The organism is Caulobacter sp. GW821-FHT11E10, from assembly GCF_058808375.1.
In genome coordinates, this window is sequence record NZ_JBXARP010000002.1 from 335,534 (window position 1) to 352,067 (window position 16,534).

At 66.5% G+C, this 16,534-nt stretch carries 16 protein-coding genes and 1 pseudogene; 11 read left to right on the forward strand and 6 right to left on the reverse strand.

From position 1 onward, the window contains the following. Positions 1 to 109: 109 nt before the first annotated feature. The 4 genes from AC1RRV_RS04635 to AC1RRV_RS04650 all read left to right on the forward strand — a co-directional run bounded on the left by AC1RRV_RS04635 (position 110) and on the right by AC1RRV_RS04650 (position 5,075). Positions 110 to 1,444: a spinster family MFS transporter gene (locus AC1RRV_RS04635; RefSeq protein ID WP_492858408.1), complete on the forward strand. Its 1,335-nt coding sequence runs from the start codon at positions 110 to 112 to the stop codon at positions 1,442 to 1,444. 117 nt (positions 1,445 to 1,561) lie between these two features. Then, a complete protein-coding gene (locus tag AC1RRV_RS04640) occupies positions 1,562 to 3,064 on the forward strand; it encodes a spinster family MFS transporter (RefSeq protein ID WP_492858409.1) in 1,503 nt (500 codons plus the stop codon). 191 nt (positions 3,065 to 3,255) lie between these two features. Further along, positions 3,256 to 4,566, forward strand: coding sequence for an adenylosuccinate lyase (gene purB, locus AC1RRV_RS04645; RefSeq protein ID WP_492858410.1), 1,311 nt, complete (start codon positions 3,256 to 3,258; stop codon positions 4,564 to 4,566). 8 nt (positions 4,567 to 4,574) lie between these two features. Beyond that, positions 4,575 to 5,075, forward strand: coding sequence for a DNA-deoxyinosine glycosylase (locus tag AC1RRV_RS04650; protein WP_492858411.1), 501 nt, complete (start codon positions 4,575 to 4,577; stop codon positions 5,073 to 5,075). Between the two features lie 82 nt (positions 5,076 to 5,157). On the opposite strand, the gene AC1RRV_RS04655 is transcribed toward AC1RRV_RS04650, so the two are convergent. From AC1RRV_RS04655 to AC1RRV_RS04665, 3 genes are read right to left on the reverse strand one after another with little or no spacing between them, the layout of a single operon-like run. Next, positions 5,158 to 5,601, reverse strand: a complete 444-nt coding sequence (locus AC1RRV_RS04655) for a cupin domain-containing protein (protein ID WP_492858412.1) — start codon at positions 5,599 to 5,601, stop codon at positions 5,158 to 5,160. A gap of 10 nt (positions 5,602 to 5,611) precedes the next feature. Further along, on the reverse strand, positions 5,612 to 6,964 hold the full coding sequence (locus tag AC1RRV_RS04660; protein WP_492858413.1) for a Gfo/Idh/MocA family protein: 1,353 nt from the start codon (positions 6,962 to 6,964) through the stop codon (positions 5,612 to 5,614). 11 nt (positions 6,965 to 6,975) lie between these two features. Continuing rightward, positions 6,976 to 8,136 (reverse strand): Gfo/Idh/MocA family protein, encoded by a 1,161-nt coding sequence (locus AC1RRV_RS04665; RefSeq protein WP_492858414.1) that lies wholly within the window; start codon positions 8,134 to 8,136, stop codon positions 6,976 to 6,978. Positions 8,137 to 8,341: 205 nt separating this feature from the next. Between AC1RRV_RS04665 and AC1RRV_RS04670 the strand changes: the two genes are divergently transcribed. Next, positions 8,342 to 10,351, forward strand: a complete 2,010-nt coding sequence (locus AC1RRV_RS04670) for a M13 family metallopeptidase (protein WP_492858415.1) — start codon at positions 8,342 to 8,344, stop codon at positions 10,349 to 10,351. A 61-nt stretch (positions 10,352 to 10,412) separates the two neighbouring features. On the opposite strand, the gene AC1RRV_RS04675 is transcribed toward AC1RRV_RS04670, so the two are convergent. After that, a complete protein-coding gene (locus tag AC1RRV_RS04675) occupies positions 10,413 to 10,730 on the reverse strand; it encodes a DUF1476 domain-containing protein (RefSeq protein WP_492858416.1) in 318 nt (105 codons plus the stop codon). 394 nt (positions 10,731 to 11,124) lie between these two features. Between AC1RRV_RS04675 and purC the strand changes: the two genes are divergently transcribed. From purC to AC1RRV_RS04705, 6 genes and pseudogenes are all read left to right on the forward strand, one after another. Beyond that, a complete protein-coding gene (gene purC, locus AC1RRV_RS04680; protein ID WP_492858417.1) occupies positions 11,125 to 11,883 on the forward strand; it encodes a phosphoribosylaminoimidazolesuccinocarboxamide synthase in 759 nt (252 codons plus the stop codon). Positions 11,884 to 11,936: 53 nt separating this feature from the next. Further along, positions 11,937 to 12,176, forward strand: coding sequence for a phosphoribosylformylglycinamidine synthase subunit PurS (gene purS, locus AC1RRV_RS04685; RefSeq protein ID WP_492858418.1), 240 nt, complete (start codon positions 11,937 to 11,939; stop codon positions 12,174 to 12,176). 102 nt (positions 12,177 to 12,278) lie between these two features. Then, positions 12,279 to 12,764, forward strand: a complete 486-nt coding sequence (locus tag AC1RRV_RS04690) for a DUF3291 domain-containing protein (protein WP_492858419.1) — start codon at positions 12,279 to 12,281, stop codon at positions 12,762 to 12,764. Beyond that, positions 12,765 to 12,924: pseudogene (locus AC1RRV_RS04695) on the forward strand (hypothetical protein); the annotation flags it as partial. Further along, on the forward strand, positions 12,921 to 13,583 hold the full coding sequence (purQ, locus tag AC1RRV_RS04700) for a phosphoribosylformylglycinamidine synthase subunit PurQ (RefSeq protein WP_492858420.1): 663 nt from the start codon (positions 12,921 to 12,923) through the stop codon (positions 13,581 to 13,583). The pseudogene AC1RRV_RS04695 and the gene purQ, both read left to right, overlap by 4 nt. A gap of 96 nt (positions 13,584 to 13,679) precedes the next feature. Then, the gene (locus AC1RRV_RS04705; protein WP_492858421.1) at positions 13,680 to 15,596 is read left to right on the forward strand and encodes a CocE/NonD family hydrolase; all 1,917 of its coding nucleotides are present in this window, start codon (positions 13,680 to 13,682) and stop codon (positions 15,594 to 15,596) included. A 60-nt stretch (positions 15,597 to 15,656) separates the two neighbouring features. Here the strand turns inward: AC1RRV_RS04705 and AC1RRV_RS04710 are convergent, their stop codons facing one another. Both AC1RRV_RS04710 and AC1RRV_RS04715 read right to left on the reverse strand, forming a co-directional pair. Then, entirely contained in the window at positions 15,657 to 15,830 is a 174-nt protein-coding gene (locus tag AC1RRV_RS04710) for a hypothetical protein (protein WP_492858422.1), read from the reverse strand. Positions 15,831 to 15,918: 88 nt separating this feature from the next. After that, complete coding sequence (locus AC1RRV_RS04715; protein WP_492858423.1) at positions 15,919 to 16,518, reverse strand: peptidylprolyl isomerase; 600 nt, start codon at positions 16,516 to 16,518, stop codon at positions 15,919 to 15,921. Positions 16,519 to 16,534: the final 16 nt, after the last annotated feature.

The window sequence follows — 16,534 nt, forward strand, 5'->3', positions numbered from 1 at the left end:
GCTCTCCTAGGCTCGCCTTCCCTTGGCGCATTTGCCGGGTGGCGTTTCGGCTTAGCGTGCGTCTAAGGTGGCCTCAACGATTAGAACAGTTGTTTGAGGGAGAGAGCTCATGGCGGACACCGCCACGCCGGCGCCGCTCATCGCGCCTGTCTCGACGGCCTATCGCCGCTACGCGCTCTGGGTGCTGCTGATCATCTACACCCTGAACTTCCTGGACCGGCAGGTGGTCAACATCCTAGCCGAGCCGATCAAGCAGGAGCTGGGCCTGGCCGATTGGCAGTTGGGCATGATGACGGGCCTGGCCTTCGCCATCTTCTACACCGTGCTGGGCATCCCGATCGCCCGCCTGGCCGAGCGCAAGAACCGGCCGATGATCATCGGCCTCTCCGTGGCGGCCTGGAGCTTCTTCACCCTGCTCAGCGGCTTCGCCCAGAACTTCTGGCACCTGATCCTGGCCCGCATCGGCGTGGGCGTCGGCGAGGCGGGCTGCACCCCGCCCAGCCACTCGCTGATCACCGACTACGTGCCGAAGGAAAAACGGGCCAGCGCCATCGCCTTCTATTCGATCGGCACGCCGCTCGGGACCTTGGTCGGCATGGCCATGGGCGGGGTGGTCGCCGACGCCTATGGCTGGCGGGTGGCCTTCATGGTCGCCGGCGCGCCGGGCGTGCTGTTCGCCCTGATCGCCGCCTTCACCCTGGTCGAGCCGCGCAAAAAGCTGGCGGCCGACCTCGCCGCCCGCGCCTCGCAGCCGATCAGTTTCGGCGCGGCCCTGGCGGTGCTGATGGCCAAGAAGACCTTCTGGCTGGTGGCCTTCGCCGCGGCGATCAAGGCTTTCATCGGCTATGGCCATGCGCCGTTCACCGCTTCGTTCTTCTTCCGCAACCACACCGCCGAGCTGGCCAGCCTGGCGGCGATGTTCGGGCTGAAGTCGGCGGGCTTCCTCGGACTGGCCCTGGGCCTGATGGGCGGCACGGCCGGGGTGATCGGGGCGTGGCTGGGCGGCGTCATCGCCGACCGCTACGGCGCCAGGGACATCCGCGCCTATGTCGTCGTCCCCGCCTTCGCCTCGCTGCTGGCGATCCCGTTCTACATCACGGCGATCAACCTGCCCCAGGCCGTGCCCGCCATGGCCCTGCTCGTCGTTCCCGTGCTGCTGGGCACCCTGTGGTACGGCCCGGTCTATGCGACCGCCCAGAGCATCGTCGATCCGTCGATGCGGGCCACCGCCTCGGCCCTGCTGCTGTTCATCATCAACCTGGTCGGCCTGGGCCTGGGGCCCGTCGTCGTGGGCCTGATGAGCGATTTCTTCGCCGGGCCGCTGGGCCTGGGATCGGCCGAGGGCGTCCGCTGGGCGCTGATGGTTTCGGCGGGCCTGGGCCTGGTGTCTTTCTGGCTGTTCTGGCGGGCGCGCCACACGATCGCGGGCGACATGGTGAGCTGAAATCGACGTCCATTCGGGAGCGCCGGAGGCCTGAATTTAGCCTCTGGCGCTTCGGCTTCCGCTGCGTCTACAGTCCCTTCAAGAAATAGAACAAATGTTTGAAGGGAGAGTTTCAGGATGGCCGACGCGCGTGCGTCCGGCGGCGAGCCGCCGCTTTATTCGAACGGATACAAGGCGACGGTGCTGGGGCTGCTGCTGGCCACCTACACCTTCAATTTCATCGACCGGACGATCATCGCCACCATCGGTCAGGCCATCAAGGTCGACCTCAAGCTGACCGACACCCAGCTGGGCCTCTTGGGCGGTCTCTACTTCGCCCTGCTCTATACGCTCCTGGGTATCCCGATCGCCCGTCTGGCCGAGCGCTGGAACCGGGTGAGCATCATCTCGCTGTCGCTGGTGATCTGGTCGGGCTTCACGGCCCTGTGCGGCTCGGCCTCCAGCTTCGCCCAGCTGGCCCTCTACCGCTTCGGCGTCGGGGTCGGCGAGGCCGGCTGCTCGCCGCCCAGCCACTCGCTGATCAGCGACTATTACGAGCCCAAGAAGCGCGCCTCGGCCCTGTCGATCTATTCGTTCGGCATCCCGCTGGGCACGATGTTCGGCGCGGTGGCCGGCGGCTGGCTGGCCCAGGAGTTCAGCTGGCGCGTGGCCTTCGTCATCGTCGGCCTGCCGGGCATCATCCTGGCCCTGATCGTCAAGCTGGTGGTCAAGGAGCCGCCGCGCGGCCACTCGGAGATTGTCGAGCGTCCGCTGGAGGCTGAGGACGTCGTGGTCGAACCGGCCGCCAAGCCCGCCTTCTCCCTGGCCGTGGAGTTTGCCGAGCTCTGGGCCGTCACCAAGATCCTGTTCGGCAAGTGGCCGGTGCTGCACATGGTGCTGGGCGTGACCATCGCCTCGTTCGGCTCCTACGGCTCGGGCGCGTTCGTGCCGCCCTATTTCGTCCGCACCTATGGCCTGGGTTTGGCCCAGGTGGGCCTGATCGTCGGCCTGGTCGGCGGTTTCTCGGCGGGCATCGGCACCCTGGTCGGCGGCTTCCTGACCGACTGGGCCGGGAAGAAGAGCCTGAAGTGGTACGCCCTGACCCCGGCCATCGGCCTGATCGTCTGCACGCCGATCTATATCAGCGCCTATCTGCAGACCAACTGGCAGACCACCGCCCTGATCCTGCTGATCCCGGGCATCTTCCACTACACCTACCTGGCCCCGACCTTCGCGGTCGTACAGAACTCGGTCGAGCCGCGCCGCCGGGCGACCGCCACGGCGCTGCTGTTCTTCTTCCTCAACCTGATCGCCCTGGGCGGCGGACCGGTCTTCACCGGCTGGTTGATCGACCACTTGGCCCAGTTCAACTTCAACCACCCGACCTCGAGCGGCATCTTCCCCGCCCTGTTCGGTTCGTTCGGCGATCCTGGCGCGGCCAGCTTCACGACCAGCTGCCCCGGCGGTCTCGCGCCCAAGGGCTCGGCGATGGAGCTCGCCCGGGCCTGCGCCGGCGCCACGGCCCGCTCGACCCAGCAGGGCATCATCGTCTCGCTGTGCTTCTACGCCTGGGCCGGCGTGCACTACGCCCTGGCCAGCATCGGGCTCGTGAAGCACATGAAGGAACGGGCGGGGGCTTAAGCGAACCAAGATCCTCCCCTTTTGGGGGAGGTGGCCCAGAGGGTCGGAGGGGGCAGCGCGGCAGACGTCCAGCTAGCCCCCTCAGTCGCTCCGCGACAGCTCCCCCGAAAGGGGAGCATCTCCCTCGCGCGAGCTAAGTAATAACCCTCTTCCCTTGACTCCCGGGGCGGTCGGGCCGAAACGGCCGCCCCATGATCAGCCGCTATGCCCGCCCCGAAGCCGCCGCCATCTGGTCCAGCCAGACCAAGTACAAGATCTGGTTCGAGATCGAGGCCCACGCCGCCGACGCCATGGCCGAGATCGGGACCATCCCGAAGCTCGCCGCCGAGACGATCTGGGAAAAGGGCCGCGACGCGGTCTGGGACAGCGACCGCATCGACGAGATCGAGCGCGTCACCAAGCACGACGTCATCGCCTTCCTGACCCACGTGGCCGAGATCGTCGGTCCCGAAGCCCGCTTCCTGCACCAGGGCATGACCAGCTCGGACGTGCTGGACACCTGCTTCGCCGTGCAGCTGAGCAAGGCCACCGACCTGCTGCTGGAAGACGTCGACCTGGTCCTGGCCGCCCTGAAGCGCCGCGCGCTCGAGCACAAGATGACCGTCTGCGTCGGCCGCAGCCACGGCATCCACGCTGAGCCGCTGACCTTCGGCCTGAAGCTGGCCGGCTACTACGCCGAGTTCCAGCGCGCCAAGGAGCGCCTGGCGATGGCCAAGTTCGAGATCGCCACCTGCGCGATCTCGGGCGCCGTCGGCACCTTCGCCAATGTCGATCCGCGCGTCGAACAGCACGTCGCCGACAAGATGGGCCTGGCCGTCGAGCCGGTCTCGACCCAGGTGATCCCGCGCGACCGCCACGCGGCCTATTTCGCGGCCCTGGGCGTCGTGGCCTCGTCGGTCGAACGCCTGGCCACCGAGATCCGTCACCTGCAGCGCACCGAGGTCCTCGAAGCCGAAGAGCCGTTCGATCCGGGCCAGAAGGGCTCGTCGGCCATGCCGCACAAGCGCAACCCGATCCTGACCGAGAACCTGACCGGCCTCGCCCGTCTGGTCCGCTCGGCCGTGATCCCGGCGATGGAAAACGTCGCCCTCTGGCACGAGCGCGACATCAGCCACTCGTCGGTCGAGCGCGGCATCGGCCCCGACGCCACCATCCACCTCGACTTCGCCCTGCGCCGCCTGGCCGGCGTCATCGAGCGCTTCAACATCTATCCCGACAACATGGCCAAGAACCTCGACAAGCTGGGCGGCCTGGTGTTCTCGCAGCGTGTCATGCTGGCCCTGACGCAAGAGGGCGTGTCGCGCGAGGACGCCTATGCGGCGGTCCAGGGAAACTCGATGAAGGTGTGGCGCGGCGAGGGTCGGTTCATCGACTTCCTCAAGGCCGACCCGGTGGTCTCCAAGGCGCTGTCCGACAGCGTGCTCGAGGAGCTGTTCGACTACGGCTATCACACCAAGAACGTCGACGTGATCTTCAAGCGCGTGTTCGGGGAACAGGGCTAAAACGCCCAATGGTTCGCAAGGCGGGCTTCCCGGCGGTCGTCGATGCGAACACTCGCGTCCTGATCCTGGGCAGCCTGCCGGGCGAGGCCTCGCTGGCTGTCCAGCAGTACTATGGCAATCCCAGGAACGCCTTCTGGCGACTGATGGAGGGCGTGCTCGGCGCCTCCCTCGTTCCCCTGGCCTACGAAGCGCGGTTGGCGGCCTTGCTGGCCCGTGGCGTCGGCCTTTGGGACGTCATCGCCGAGGCCGAGCGCCCCGGCAGCCTGGATGCGGCGATCCGCGATCCGGCGGCGAATGATCTGCTCCAACTCATTGAGACCCTGCCCGCGCTACGAGCCGTCGCCTTCAACGGCGGCACGGCGGCGAAGCTGGGTGGGCGGCTGATCGGGGAGCGAGTCGCAACGATCGCCCTGCCCTCGTCCTCTCCGGCCCATGCGGCGAGGACGTTCGCGCAGAAGGCCGAGGCGTGGGCGTTCCTAAAACCACTCGTCATCCCGGCCGAAGCGTAGCGTAGAGCCGGGACCCAGGGGCGGCGCGCGAGGCCCCTGGGTCCCGGATCGGCCTATCGGCCGTCCGGGATGACGAGGGATTTTAGCTGGTGGGTTTGGCGGCCTTCCAGTTCACAACGTGATACACCGCATTTCCCGCCCCCATGTTCCGCAGCGCATGCGGGCTGTTGCTAGCGTTGAACACCACTCCGCCCGGCCCGACCTTTTTCCAGACCCCGTCCGACAGCACCTCGACCTCACCCTCGCGGATGATGACCAGCTCCTCGTTGGGATGGGTGTGGGGGGCGTGCGAGCTGAGTCCCGGCTTCAGGGTGGTGACGTGGATCTCCAGCTCGTCCAGCGTCGCGGTCGGCGCACGAACGACCTGGGCGTAGGCGCCTACATCGGTGTCGTGGGGCTTGAGTTCGTCCCAGCGCCAGACCGACGGGCCGATCAGGGCCGGCTTCGGCGCCTGGGCGACGGCGACACTCGCCAAGGTCAGGACGGCGGCGCCGAAGGCGATGGCCAGGTCTCGCTTGGTGATCATAGGCATCCTCCTAGAACGTGTACGGCTTGCGCTGCAGGCGGCTCAGCAAGGCGTTGGCCGCCTCGTCGCCGATGAACCGCTCGGTCTTCGGGTCCCAGTGCAGGCGGCGGCCGGTCTTCATGGCCGCGTGATGCAGCAGGCAGGTCGAGCATCCGCGATGGCCGACCTCGGCGGTCGCGGCCGGCGGCTTGCGGCTACGGATCGAGTCCAGCCAGTCGCCGTGCTGCTCCTCGGACCGGCGCAGGTGGATCTCGTTCGGCCCGATCGTGCTCTCCAGGATCTTCGGATTGCTGGCGCTCAGGCCCGGCGTCGGCTTGGCGCCGGCGGTCGGGTCGCTGCTGGTCACGCCGCTGTCGCGCGTCACGAAGATCCAGCCCTCGGTCCCGATGAACTTCACCCCGTTGGGGAAGTCGCCCGAGATGTCCATGGTCACGCCATTGGCGTAGCGGGCGTGGGTCAGGAACTTGCCGTGCACGTTCCACAGGCCGCTGGTCGGGAACTCGGCCGAGCCCCAGATCTCGACAGGGCCCGAGTGCTCCATGTCCATGCCCCAGTGGGCGGTGTCGACATGATGCGAGCCCCAGCCGGTGATCATGCCGGCCCCGAACTGCTCGCAGCGCAGCCAGCCCGGCCGCTCGAACGAGTCCTGCGGATGCACGCGCATCTCGGTGTAATAGGCCTCCGGCGTCGAGCCGAGCCAGGCGTCGTAGTTCAGGTTGGGCGGGATCGGCTGCCGCGGCGCTTCGGGGCCAGAGGGATCGCCCGGCAGGCCGACCTCGACATGCTTCAACTGCCCGATGCGGCCGTTGCGGACCAGCTCGCAAGCGCGGCGGAACTGCGGCCAGGGTTTGTCCGAACGCTGCTGCGAGCCGATCTGCAGGATGCGGCCGCTGGCGGCGACGGCGTCGGCCAGCTTGCGCCCCTCGGAAATGGTCAGGGCCGCCGGCTTCTGCAGATAGACATCCTTGCCGGCCTTGACCGCGTGGACGCCCAGGATGGCGTGCTGGTGGTCGGGGGTGGCGATGATGACCGCGTCGATGTCCTTGGCCGCCAGAACCTCGTGATAGTCGGCATAGGTCCGGGCGCTGTCCCAGGGGCGGCCGAACTTCTTGGAATAGGTCTCGTCGACCAGTTGCTTGCCCAGCGCCAGGCGCTTGGAGTCGACGTCACAGACGGCCAGGATCTGGGCGTGGTCGTATTTGAAGGTCTCGGCCATGTCGTGGCCGCGGGCGATGCGACCGACGCCGATGACCCCCACATTGATCCGGTTCGACGGCGCGTTCTGGCCAAGCACGGTGGCCGGCACGATGGTCGGAAAGGCGATGCCAGCGCCCAGGACGGCCCGGCGGGAAAGCTTGCTCATGGTCATCGCCCTCACCCCAGGACCGGCTTGGAAGCGGCCTTCTGCGCCGTCAGCACCAACTCGGCGGCCAGCAGGGCCTGATCCTGGTCCTGGGCGGTGGAGGTGCGCTCGACGATGTCGTTGACGAACTGCGGCCCGAACGGCAGGGCGACCTGGTTGCAGTCGATGTAGCGGGCCTGTTTCCGGTCGACGATGAGCAGGTGATTGCCGCCCGGTCGCCCCGTGGGGTCGATGTACTTGCGCAGCTCGATATAGCCCTCGGTCCCGAGGATGAAGAGCCGCCCGTCGCCCCACACGCCCAGGCCGTCGGGCGTGTACCAGTCGACCCGGACATAGCCCGTGCCGCCGTCGCCGACGACGGTCATGTCGCCGAAGTCCTCGAATTTCGGATGGCCGGTATTGGCGAGGTTGCCGACCTGGCTGGCCACGACCTTGGCGGTCTTGCTGCCGGTGTAGAACAGGAACTGGTCGGCCTGGTGCGAGCCGATGTCGGTCAGGATGCCGCCGTAGCGGGCCTTGTCCCAGAACCAGTCCGGTCGCCCCGTGCCGATCCGGTGCGGCGCCAGGTTGACGGTCTGGACCACCTTGCCGATCGCCCCGGACTGGACCAGTTCGCCCGCCTTGATCGCCGACGGGACCTCAAGGCGCTCGGAATACATGATCGCGTACTTGCGGCCGGTCTTCTTCACCGCCGCGCGGACCTGGGCCAGCTGCTCCAGGGTGATGATGCCGGGTTTGTCGGCCAGATAGTCCTTGCCGGCCGCCATCACCTTCAGGCCTAGCGGCGTGCGCTGGTCGGGGATCGGAGCGGCGGCGACCAGCTGGATCGACTTGTCCTGCAGGATCTCGTCGATGCCCCGGGCCACCGGCACGTCGCCATGCTGCTTCTTGAAGTCGGCCAGTTGCTTGGCGTCGCTATTGTAGGCGTAGACCCACGCGCACTCGCCGCCGCCCCGCTTCACCGCCGCCGTCATGCTCATGATGTGGTAGTGGTCGAGGCCGATCACCGCGAACCTGATCTTGTGTCGAGGGGTCACGACCGGGCCGGGCCCAGCCACCTCCCGCACAGCCCCCTGGGTCGCCGTTTGGGCCATGGCCTCGCCTCCCGCCAAAGCGGCGCCGCCGACGCCGGCGGCCATCAGGAAAGCACGGCGGCTCGCGAAATCGTCCATCATTTCCTCCACGCGCCAGCCTGGCCTGACCACTTGTTGAAGGTGATCAGACCACCAAAATGCGACAGTGGAAATACCCCTGAGGTCGTAGGTCCCCACCCTTTGGTCGCTCGAGCGCCCTGTTCTCACATTACGGGAAATTCATCTGCGCCGCCCGCGCGCTTGGTACAGCATCCGCCCTTCTGAGGGGTTTGGGATCCTACACATGCGCATCTTCCTGCTGGCCGCCGTTTCGACGCTAGCTCTTTCTGGGGCAGCGATCTCCGGCGCGGCCTTCGCCGCCGAAAAGCCGATGTACGGCGCCTGGGGCGTCGACCTGACGGCCCGCGACCCGGCGGTGAAGCCGGGCAACGACTTCAACAAATACGCCAACGGCGCCTGGGAAAAGAAGACGACCATCCCCGCCGACCAGGCCTCGGCCGGCGTCGGCTACGACGTCTACAACCGCTCGCAGGACCAGCTGCGCACCCTGATCGAGACGGCCGACGCCTCGACCCCGATCGGCGCGCTGTACAAGGGCTTCACCAACGAGGCCAAGGTCGACCAGGTCGACGACGCGCCGCTGAAGGTCGACCTGGCGGCCATCCAGGCCGTCTCGTCCAAGGCCGATATGGCCAAGTCGATGGGCCAAGCGCACGGCGGCTTCGGCCCCGACCTGTTCTCGCTGGACATCTATCCGGACGCCAAGAACCCCGAGCTCAACACGCTCTACATCGGCCAGTCGGGCCTCGGTCTGCCTGACCGCGACTACTATCTGACCGACGGCTTCAAGCCGCAGCTGGCGGCCTATGCGGCCTTCGCCGAGCGGGCGCTGAAGATGGCCGGCTACGCCGACCCGGCCAAGGCCGCCGCCGACGTCATCGCCTTCGAGACCGCCGTCGCCAAGGTCAGCTGGCCGGTCGCCGAGCGCCGCGACATCGACAAGGTCTACAACCCCGTCAGCATGGCCGAGCTGCAGGCCTATGCGCCGGAAGTGCCTTGGACCGACTATCTGGCCGCCGCCGGCATCACCGGACGCAGCCAGGTCGTGCTGGGCGAGAAGACCGCGGTCCGCGACCTGGCCAAGCTGTTCGCCGACACGCCGCTGGAAACCCTGAAGGCCTGGCGCACCGTGCAGGGCGTCCTGGAGATGTCGCCCTACCTCTCCAAGCGCTTCGTCGACAGCCGCTTCGACTACATCAAGGTCCTGTCGGGCCAGACCCAGCTGCGTCCCCGCTGGAAGCGCGGCGTGCAACTGGTCGACGGCAGCCTCGGCGAACTGGTCGGCCAAGCCTATGTGACCAAGTACTTCCCGCCGTCGTCCAAGGCCCAGATGGTCGAGCTGATCGCCAATCTGAAGGTGGCAATGGCGGCTCGGATCGAGAAGGCGCCCTGGATGGCGCCGCCGACCAAGCAGGCCGCCCTGACCAAGCTTTCGAAGATGACGGTGATGGTCGGCTATCCCGACAAGTGGCGCGACTATTCGGGCCTGAAGCTCGACGTCGACGACCTCTACGGCAATGTCCGCCGCAGCGGCGCGTTCGAGTGGCGACATACGCTGAACGATCTCGGCAAGCCGGTCGACCACGGCAAGTGGGCCATGACTCCTCAGACGGTGAACGCCTACAACGGCGGGCTGGAGAACAAGATCGTGTTCCCGGCCGGCATCCTGCAGGCCCCCTACTTCGATCCGGCGGCTGACGCGGCCGTGAACTATGGCGCGATCGGCGCGGTCATCGGCCACGAGATCAGCCACGGCTTCGACGACCAGGGCCGCAAGATCGACGACACCGGCAAGCTGCGCGACTGGTGGACGGCCGAGGACGCCAAGCGCTTCGACGCCCAGGCCGGCGTGCTGGGCGGGCAGTACGGCGCCTACGAGCCGGTGCCGGGCATGAAGATCAACCCAGCCTTGACCATGGGCGAGAACATCGCCGACCTCGCCGGCCTGCAGGTGGCCTATGACGCCTACCACGCCTCCCTGAAGGGCAAGCCGGCTCCGGTGATCGACGGCATGACCGGCGACCAGCGCTTCTTCCTGGCCTTCGCCCAGAGCTGGCAGGACAAGTCGCGCGACGATTCGCTGAAGCAGCAGATGGCGTCCGACCCGCACGCGCCGTCGAACTTCCGGGTCATCGGCCCGACGCGCAATGTCGACGCCTGGTACGCCGCCTTCGGCGTGAAGCCCGGCGACGCCTTCTACCTGCCTCCGGAGAAGCGCTCGCGGATCTGGTAGGGACCAAAGAAAAGGGCCGCTCCACGGAGCGGCCCTTGTTCGTTCGGCTTGGACGAAAGGCTTATTCGCCGCTCTTGAGCTGCTCGCGAGCCTGGGCCAGCAGTTCGTCCATCTTCATGCGGACCTCGCCCTCGGACACCGAGACGCCCGAGCCCTTGAGGTCCTCGAAGACCTTGCGCAGCACGTCCTCGTCGCCCGGCTGTTCGAAGTCGGACTTCACCACGGCGCGCGCGTACTCCTCGACCGTCGCCAGGCCCATCAGACCAGCGGCCCATTCGCCCAGTAGGCGGTTACGGCGCGCGGTCGCCTTGAATTCCAGTTCGTTGTCGTGAGCGAACTTGTTTTCGAAAGCCCGTTCGCGGTCGTCGAAGGTGGTCATGAAGGCCCCAAAGTCGTCGAGAGCCTGCCGCGGCCAGACAAACCATCTGGCCGCGGCAGGCTCCAATTCTAAACGTTTAGAGCATGATGGTCGCCGAAACCGGCGTCCAAATTCGGCTATCATGCTCTGCAGCGGGCTGCATATCCCGTGCCGGTCTCCGCCGCAATCGGCGGATAAGCCGCAGGCGACGTTTCCGTTCCCGCGCTAGACCAAAAGCCCCACCCGTGTTTGCGCCGCAGCGCTCATTCAGGTAAGTTCCGAAGGATATTTTTTAGTGAGCGGCCTTGAGTCGAACGCCGCGCGCAGCTATCCGCCGCGCGCGCTTTTCGTTTCTCCGGGAGGTTTTCCCGACAAGGGCTGGGCGCGCGCTTACAGAAGGGCCTCGACGAGAGCCATGACGACCCGCCGCAAGAAGATCTACGAAGGCAAGGCCAAGATCCTGTACGAGGGTCCCGAGCCCGGCACCCTAATTCAGTACTTCAAGGACGACGCCACCGCGTTCAACGCGCAGAAGAAGGCCGTCCTGGAAGGCAAAGGCGTCATCAACAATCGGATCAGCGAGTACATCATGACTCGCCTGAACTCGATCGGCGTCCAGAACCACTTCATCCGCCGCCTGAACCTGCGCGAGCAGCTGATCAAGGAAGTCGAGATCATCCCGCTCGAGGTCGTGGTGCGCAACATCGCCGCCGGCTCGATCGCCACGCGCCTGGGCCTGACCGAGGGTCAGCCGCTGCCGCGCTCGATCATCGAGTTCTACTACAAGGACGACAAGCTCGGCGACCCGATGGTCTCGGAAGAGCACATCACCGCGTTCAACTGGGCCGCGACCCAGGAGATCGACGACATGATGGCCACGGCCCTGCGGGTGAACGACTATCTGTCGGGCCTGTTCAGCGCCGTCGGCATCACGCTGGTCGACTTCAAGATCGAGTTCGGCCGCGTCTACGAGGGCGACTTCTCGCGGATCATCCTGGCCGACGAAATCAGCCCCGACAGCTGCCGCCTTTGGGACACGGTCACCAACGAGAAGCTGGACAAGGACCGCTTCCGTCGCGACCTCGGCAATGTCATCGAGAGCTATACCGAGGTGGCCCGCCGCCTTGGCATCATGAAGGAAATGCCGACCGTCATTCAGGGCGGCGTGCACTAAACCTTCATTCGGAAGTATCGCGACGCGGCGCGTCGCGAGGGGAGAGCCTGTCAGTGAAAGCTACTGTCCACGTGTTCCTGAAGCCCGGCGTGCTCGACGTCCAGGGCAAGGCCGTCGAGAACGCCCTGCATGGCCTGGGCTGGCCGTCGGTGAAGGACGCCCGCGTCGGCCGTGTCATCGAGTTCGACCTGGCCGAGACCGACGCCGAGAAGGCCAAGGCCGAGGTCAAGACCATGTGCGAGAAGCTGCTCGCCAACACGGTCATCGAAAGCTACCGCATCGACATCGCCTAGGGCGACGTGACCTACAGGGGCGGAATTTTCTCCGCCCCGCCCCTTTCGATCGCAGCTTGGCCGCACAATGTTCGGCGAGCAGCGACAAGAGGGAGACCGTCGATGAGCGCGAAGTTCCATCTGGCCGAGGTCAATGTCGGACGCCTACGGGCGCCCATCGACCACCCCATGATCAAGGACTTCGCGGACAATCTCGACCGCATCAACGCCCTGGCCGAATCCTCGCCGGGCTTCGTCTGGCGCCTCAAGGGCGAAGGCAACAACGCCACCGACATGGCGATCGGCGGCGATCCCCTGTTCATTCCCAACCTGTCGGTCTGGGAGGACATCCCCGCCCTGGGCGCCTTCGTCTACCGCAGCGGCCACATCGAGATCATGCGCCGCCGCAAGGAGTGGTTCGAGCACATGGACACCTACATGGCGCTCTGGTGGGTACCCGTAGGCCACGAACCGACCGTTGCGGAGGCGCTGGACAAGCTGGCCCTGATCGAGGCCCACGGCCCGACTCCCGCCGCCTTCACCTTCAAGAGCCCCTTCCCTGCCCCGACCGGAGAACCGGTGGAGCCTGAGCTGGACGCGTGCGCGTAGCAGCGCCTTGCGTCCTTCGAGGCTCGCCTTCGGCTCACACCTCAGGATGAGGCATTCAGCAAAAGGTCCTCATCCTGAGGTGCGTGCTCCTAAGCGCGCCTCGAAGGACGCACAGCCCCCTGACATTCGCCACGAACGGTGCTACAGGCCCGCGCCATGAAAGCCGCCGTCGTCGTATTCCCCGGTTCGAACTGCGATCGTGACTGCAAGGTCGCCATCGAGCGCTCCGCCGGAGCCCGTGTCGAAATGGTCTGGCACCAGGAGACGGCCCTGCCGGACGACCTGGACCTGATCGTCCTGCCCGGCGGCTTCTCGTACGGGGACTACCTGCGCTGCGGCGCCATGGCGGCCCAGAGCCCGGTCATGAAGGAAGTCGTCTCGGCCGCCAACAAGGGCGTCGCCGTGGTCGGCATCTGTAACGGCTTCCAGGTCCTGACCGAGGTCGGCCTGCTGCCCGGCGCCCTGCTGCGCAACGCCGGCCTGAAATACGTCTGCAAGCCGGTCGGCCTCGACATCGTCAACGGCCAGACCCGCTTCACCGCCGGCTACGGCGAGCAGCGCCAGGCGGTCATGACCGTCGGCAACGGCGAAGGCAACTACTTCGCCGACGAGGAAACCCTGGACCGCCTCGAGGGCGAGGGCCACGTGGTGTTCCGCTACCAGGAAAACCCGAACGGCTCGGCGCGCAATATCGCCGGCATCGTCAACGCCGGCGGCAATGTCCTGGGCCTGATGCCTCACCCCGACCGCGCCTTCGACGCCGACCTCGGCTCGGAAGACGGCGCGGTGCTGTTCCGCAGCATCTTCCAGAGCGCCTAGAGCGCACGATCAAAAAGTGGGCTGAGGAGCGCTGTTACACTGTAGCAGCCCGAAAATCCCGAGCCTAAGGTGCCCGCCTCAGTAGGAGGGCCATCCATGAGTCTCGTCTCCACCCTGCGCGCTGGTCTGCTGGCCGCCGTGGCCGTTTCGGCTTTCACCGTCGCTGCCCACGCCCAGACCCCGGCCATAACGCCGGACATCGACGGCAAGTACGTCGCCGCCAAGATCAACCACGACTACGAAAAGCGCGTGGTGATGGTCCCGATGCGCGATGGGACCAAGCTCTACACCGTCATCGTGATCCCCAAGGGCGGCAAGAGCCTGCCGATCATGCTGACCCGCACGCCCTACAACGCCGCCAAGCGCGCCGCCCGCGCCGACAGCCCCCGAATGCTGGGCATTCTGCCCCAGGGCGATGAGCCGTTCGTGGCCGACGGCGGCTATATCCGCGTCTTCCAGGACATCCGCGGCAAGTACGGTTCGGAGGGCGACTATGTGATGACGCGCCCGCTGAAGGGCCCCCTGAACTCGTCCGAGGTCGACCACTCCACCGACGCCTACGACACCATCGACTGGCTGGTGAAGAATGTGCCCGAGACCAACGGCAAGGTCGGCATGCTCGGGTCTTCGTACGAGGGCTTCACCGTCGTGATGGCGCTGGTCAATCCGCATCCCGCCCTGAAGGCGGCGGCGCCGATGAGCCCGATGGTCGACGGCTGGATGGGCGACGACTGGTTCCAGTTCGGCGCCTTCCGGCAGGTGAACTTCGACTACTTCACCGGCCAGACCACCGCGCGCGGTTCGGGCGAAGGCGTCCAGCGCCAGGGCTACGACGACTATGCCAACTTCCTGCGCGAGGGTTCGGCCGGCGACTACGCCAAGAACCACGGCCTGGACAAGCTGCCCTGGTGGAAGAAGGTCAGCGAGCACCCGGCCTATGACAGCTTCTGGAGCGAGCAGGCCCTCGACAAGACCATGGAGAAGACGCCGCTCAAGGTGCCGACCATGTGGATCCAGGGCCTTTGGGACCAGGAGGACATCTGGGGCGCCGTGCACGCCTATCCGGCGCTGGAGTCCAAGGACACCGCCAACGACAAGAACTACCTGGTGCTCGGGCCCTGGCGGCACAGCCAGGTCAATTACGACGCCTACAACCTGGGCCCGTTCAAGTGGGACGGCGACACCGCCCTGCAGTTCCGCCGCGACGTGCTCAAGCCCTTCTTCGACCAGCACCTGAAGGACGGTCCGAAGGCCGATACGCCGCCGGTGCTGATCTACGACCCGGGCGCCAACAAGTGGAACCGTTACGCCAGTTGGCCGCAAGGAAAGAGCAGGAACCTCTATCTGGAACCCAAGGGCGGACTCGGCTTCGAGGCCCCTGCGGCGGCCAAGGGCGCGGAGGCCTATGACGAATATGTCTCCGACCCGGCCAAGCCGGTGCCCTACCTGCCCCGCCCGGTGCGCTTCGCCGACAGCGACCGCTGGAAGCAGTGGCTGGTCACCGACCAGCGCGCCGTCGACGGCCGTCCCGACGTCCTGACCTATGTCACCGAGCCCCTGACAGCGCCGCTGAAGATCGCCGGCGTGCCGAAGGTCAACCTGACGGCCTCGACCAGCGGCACGGACAGCGACTGGGTGGTCAAGCTGATTGACGTGTTCCCGGATGAGGTCCCCAGCCAGCCCGAACTGGGCGGCTACCAGCTGGCCGTCGGCATGGACATCTTCCGCGGCCGCTATCGCGAGGGCTTCACCGAGGGCAAGGCGCTGAAGGCCAACACCCCGCTGAAATACCAGTTCATCCTGCCGACCGCGAACTACACCTTCCAGCCGGGTCACCGGATCATGGTGCAGGTCCAGTCCAGCTGGTTCCCGCTCTACGACCGCAATCCGCAGACCTTCGTGCCGAACATCTTCTTCGCCAAGCCGAGCGACTACGTGAAGGCGACGCAGCGCGTGTTCCACGCGGGCGACACGGCCAGCTTCATCGAGCTGCCGGTTGTGGACGCGAAATAGATACAACAAGGGCCGGCGGGTGACCGCCGGCCCTTGCTCTACGGAGAGACATTCAGTCGGTCAGCGTTCGCCGCGCCTGAGGTTCTCATCCTGGTTGGCCTGACCGCCCGGATTGCGGCCCTGTTCGTTCGGGGCGCGCTCCTTCTGGCGCTCCTGGCCCTGCTGTTGCTGCTGGCCCGGCGCTCGGCGCTGTTCGTCGTTCTGCTGTTGCGGGTTCCGGTTGTTGTCAGCCATCGGGCTTCTCCTTTTTCACCGCGCGCTCACTCATGCGCACCCAGACTAAACGAACCCGGACTCGCGCCGTTCCTCCGGCCAAGCCGCCTTATTTCCGGCTAAGCTTCAGGATTCGCACGGGTTTCTCGATGATCTGACCCTTCATGTAGGGATCGTCGGCCTTCTTGACCGTGGGCGTGTCGTGGATGGCGCGGACGACGTCCATCCCCTCCACCACCCGGCCGAAGGCGGCGAAGCCCTGGCCGTCCTTGTTGCGCGCGCCGCCGTGGTCGAGGGCGGGGTTGTCACCCAGGCAGATGAAGAACTCCGAGGTCGCCGAGCCCGGCGTATCCCGCGCCATCGAGATCACCCCGTCCTTGTGCAGGATACCCGTGGCCCTGGTGGTCTCGTGGGCGATCGGCGGCAGCCGCGTCCCGCCATCGCCCAGCCCGCCCTGGATCACGCTGATCGTGGCCGGGTTGTTGTCGTTCTTCGGCGAGACGGTCCGATAGAAGGTCCCGCCGTCCAGCAGCCCCTTGTCGGCATAGGCCAGAAAATTGCCGGCCGTGATCGGCGCGCGCCGCAGGTCCAGGGCGATGACGATCACGCCCTTGTCGGTGACCATCAGGACCCGCGTCTCGCCGCCCGGGCTCGCCGCCATCAGGGGCGTCGCGGCCAGAAAGGTCAGGACGGCGCGGCGCTGGATCATCGAAATCTCCCAATCG

Bases quoted from the DNA above. Each gene is read 5' to 3' on its own strand.
- purB (WP_492858410.1), top strand. From the start codon at position 3,256: ATGATCAGCCGCTATGCCCGCCCCGAAGCCGCCGCCATCTGGTCCAGC.
- AC1RRV_RS04690 (WP_492858419.1), top strand. From the start codon at position 12,279: ATGAGCGCGAAGTTCCATCTGGCCGAGGTCAATGTCGGACGCCTACGG.
- AC1RRV_RS04675 (WP_492858416.1), bottom strand. From the start codon at position 10,730: ATGACCACCTTCGACGACCGCGAACGGGCTTTCGAAAACAAGTTCGCT.
- AC1RRV_RS04640 (WP_492858409.1), top strand. From the start codon at position 1,562: ATGGCCGACGCGCGTGCGTCCGGCGGCGAGCCGCCGCTTTATTCGAAC.
- purC (WP_492858417.1), top strand. From the start codon at position 11,125: ATGACGACCCGCCGCAAGAAGATCTACGAAGGCAAGGCCAAGATCCTG.
- AC1RRV_RS04670 (WP_492858415.1), top strand. From the start codon at position 8,342: ATGCGCATCTTCCTGCTGGCCGCCGTTTCGACGCTAGCTCTTTCTGGG.
- purQ (WP_492858420.1), top strand. From the start codon at position 12,921: ATGAAAGCCGCCGTCGTCGTATTCCCCGGTTCGAACTGCGATCGTGAC.
- AC1RRV_RS04715 (WP_492858423.1), bottom strand. From the start codon at position 16,518: ATGATCCAGCGCCGCGCCGTCCTGACCTTTCTGGCCGCGACGCCCCTG.
- AC1RRV_RS04650 (WP_492858411.1), top strand. From the start codon at position 4,575: ATGGTTCGCAAGGCGGGCTTCCCGGCGGTCGTCGATGCGAACACTCGC.
- AC1RRV_RS04660 (WP_492858413.1), bottom strand. From the start codon at position 6,964: ATGAGCAAGCTTTCCCGCCGGGCCGTCCTGGGCGCTGGCATCGCCTTT.
- AC1RRV_RS04655 (WP_492858412.1), bottom strand. From the start codon at position 5,601: ATGATCACCAAGCGAGACCTGGCCATCGCCTTCGGCGCCGCCGTCCTG.
- AC1RRV_RS04635 (WP_492858408.1), top strand. From the start codon at position 110: ATGGCGGACACCGCCACGCCGGCGCCGCTCATCGCGCCTGTCTCGACG.
- AC1RRV_RS04705 (WP_492858421.1), top strand. From the start codon at position 13,680: ATGAGTCTCGTCTCCACCCTGCGCGCTGGTCTGCTGGCCGCCGTGGCC.
- AC1RRV_RS04665 (WP_492858414.1), bottom strand. From the start codon at position 8,136: ATGGACGATTTCGCGAGCCGCCGTGCTTTCCTGATGGCCGCCGGCGTC.
- AC1RRV_RS04710 (WP_492858422.1), bottom strand. From the start codon at position 15,830: ATGGCTGACAACAACCGGAACCCGCAACAGCAGAACGACGAACAGCGC.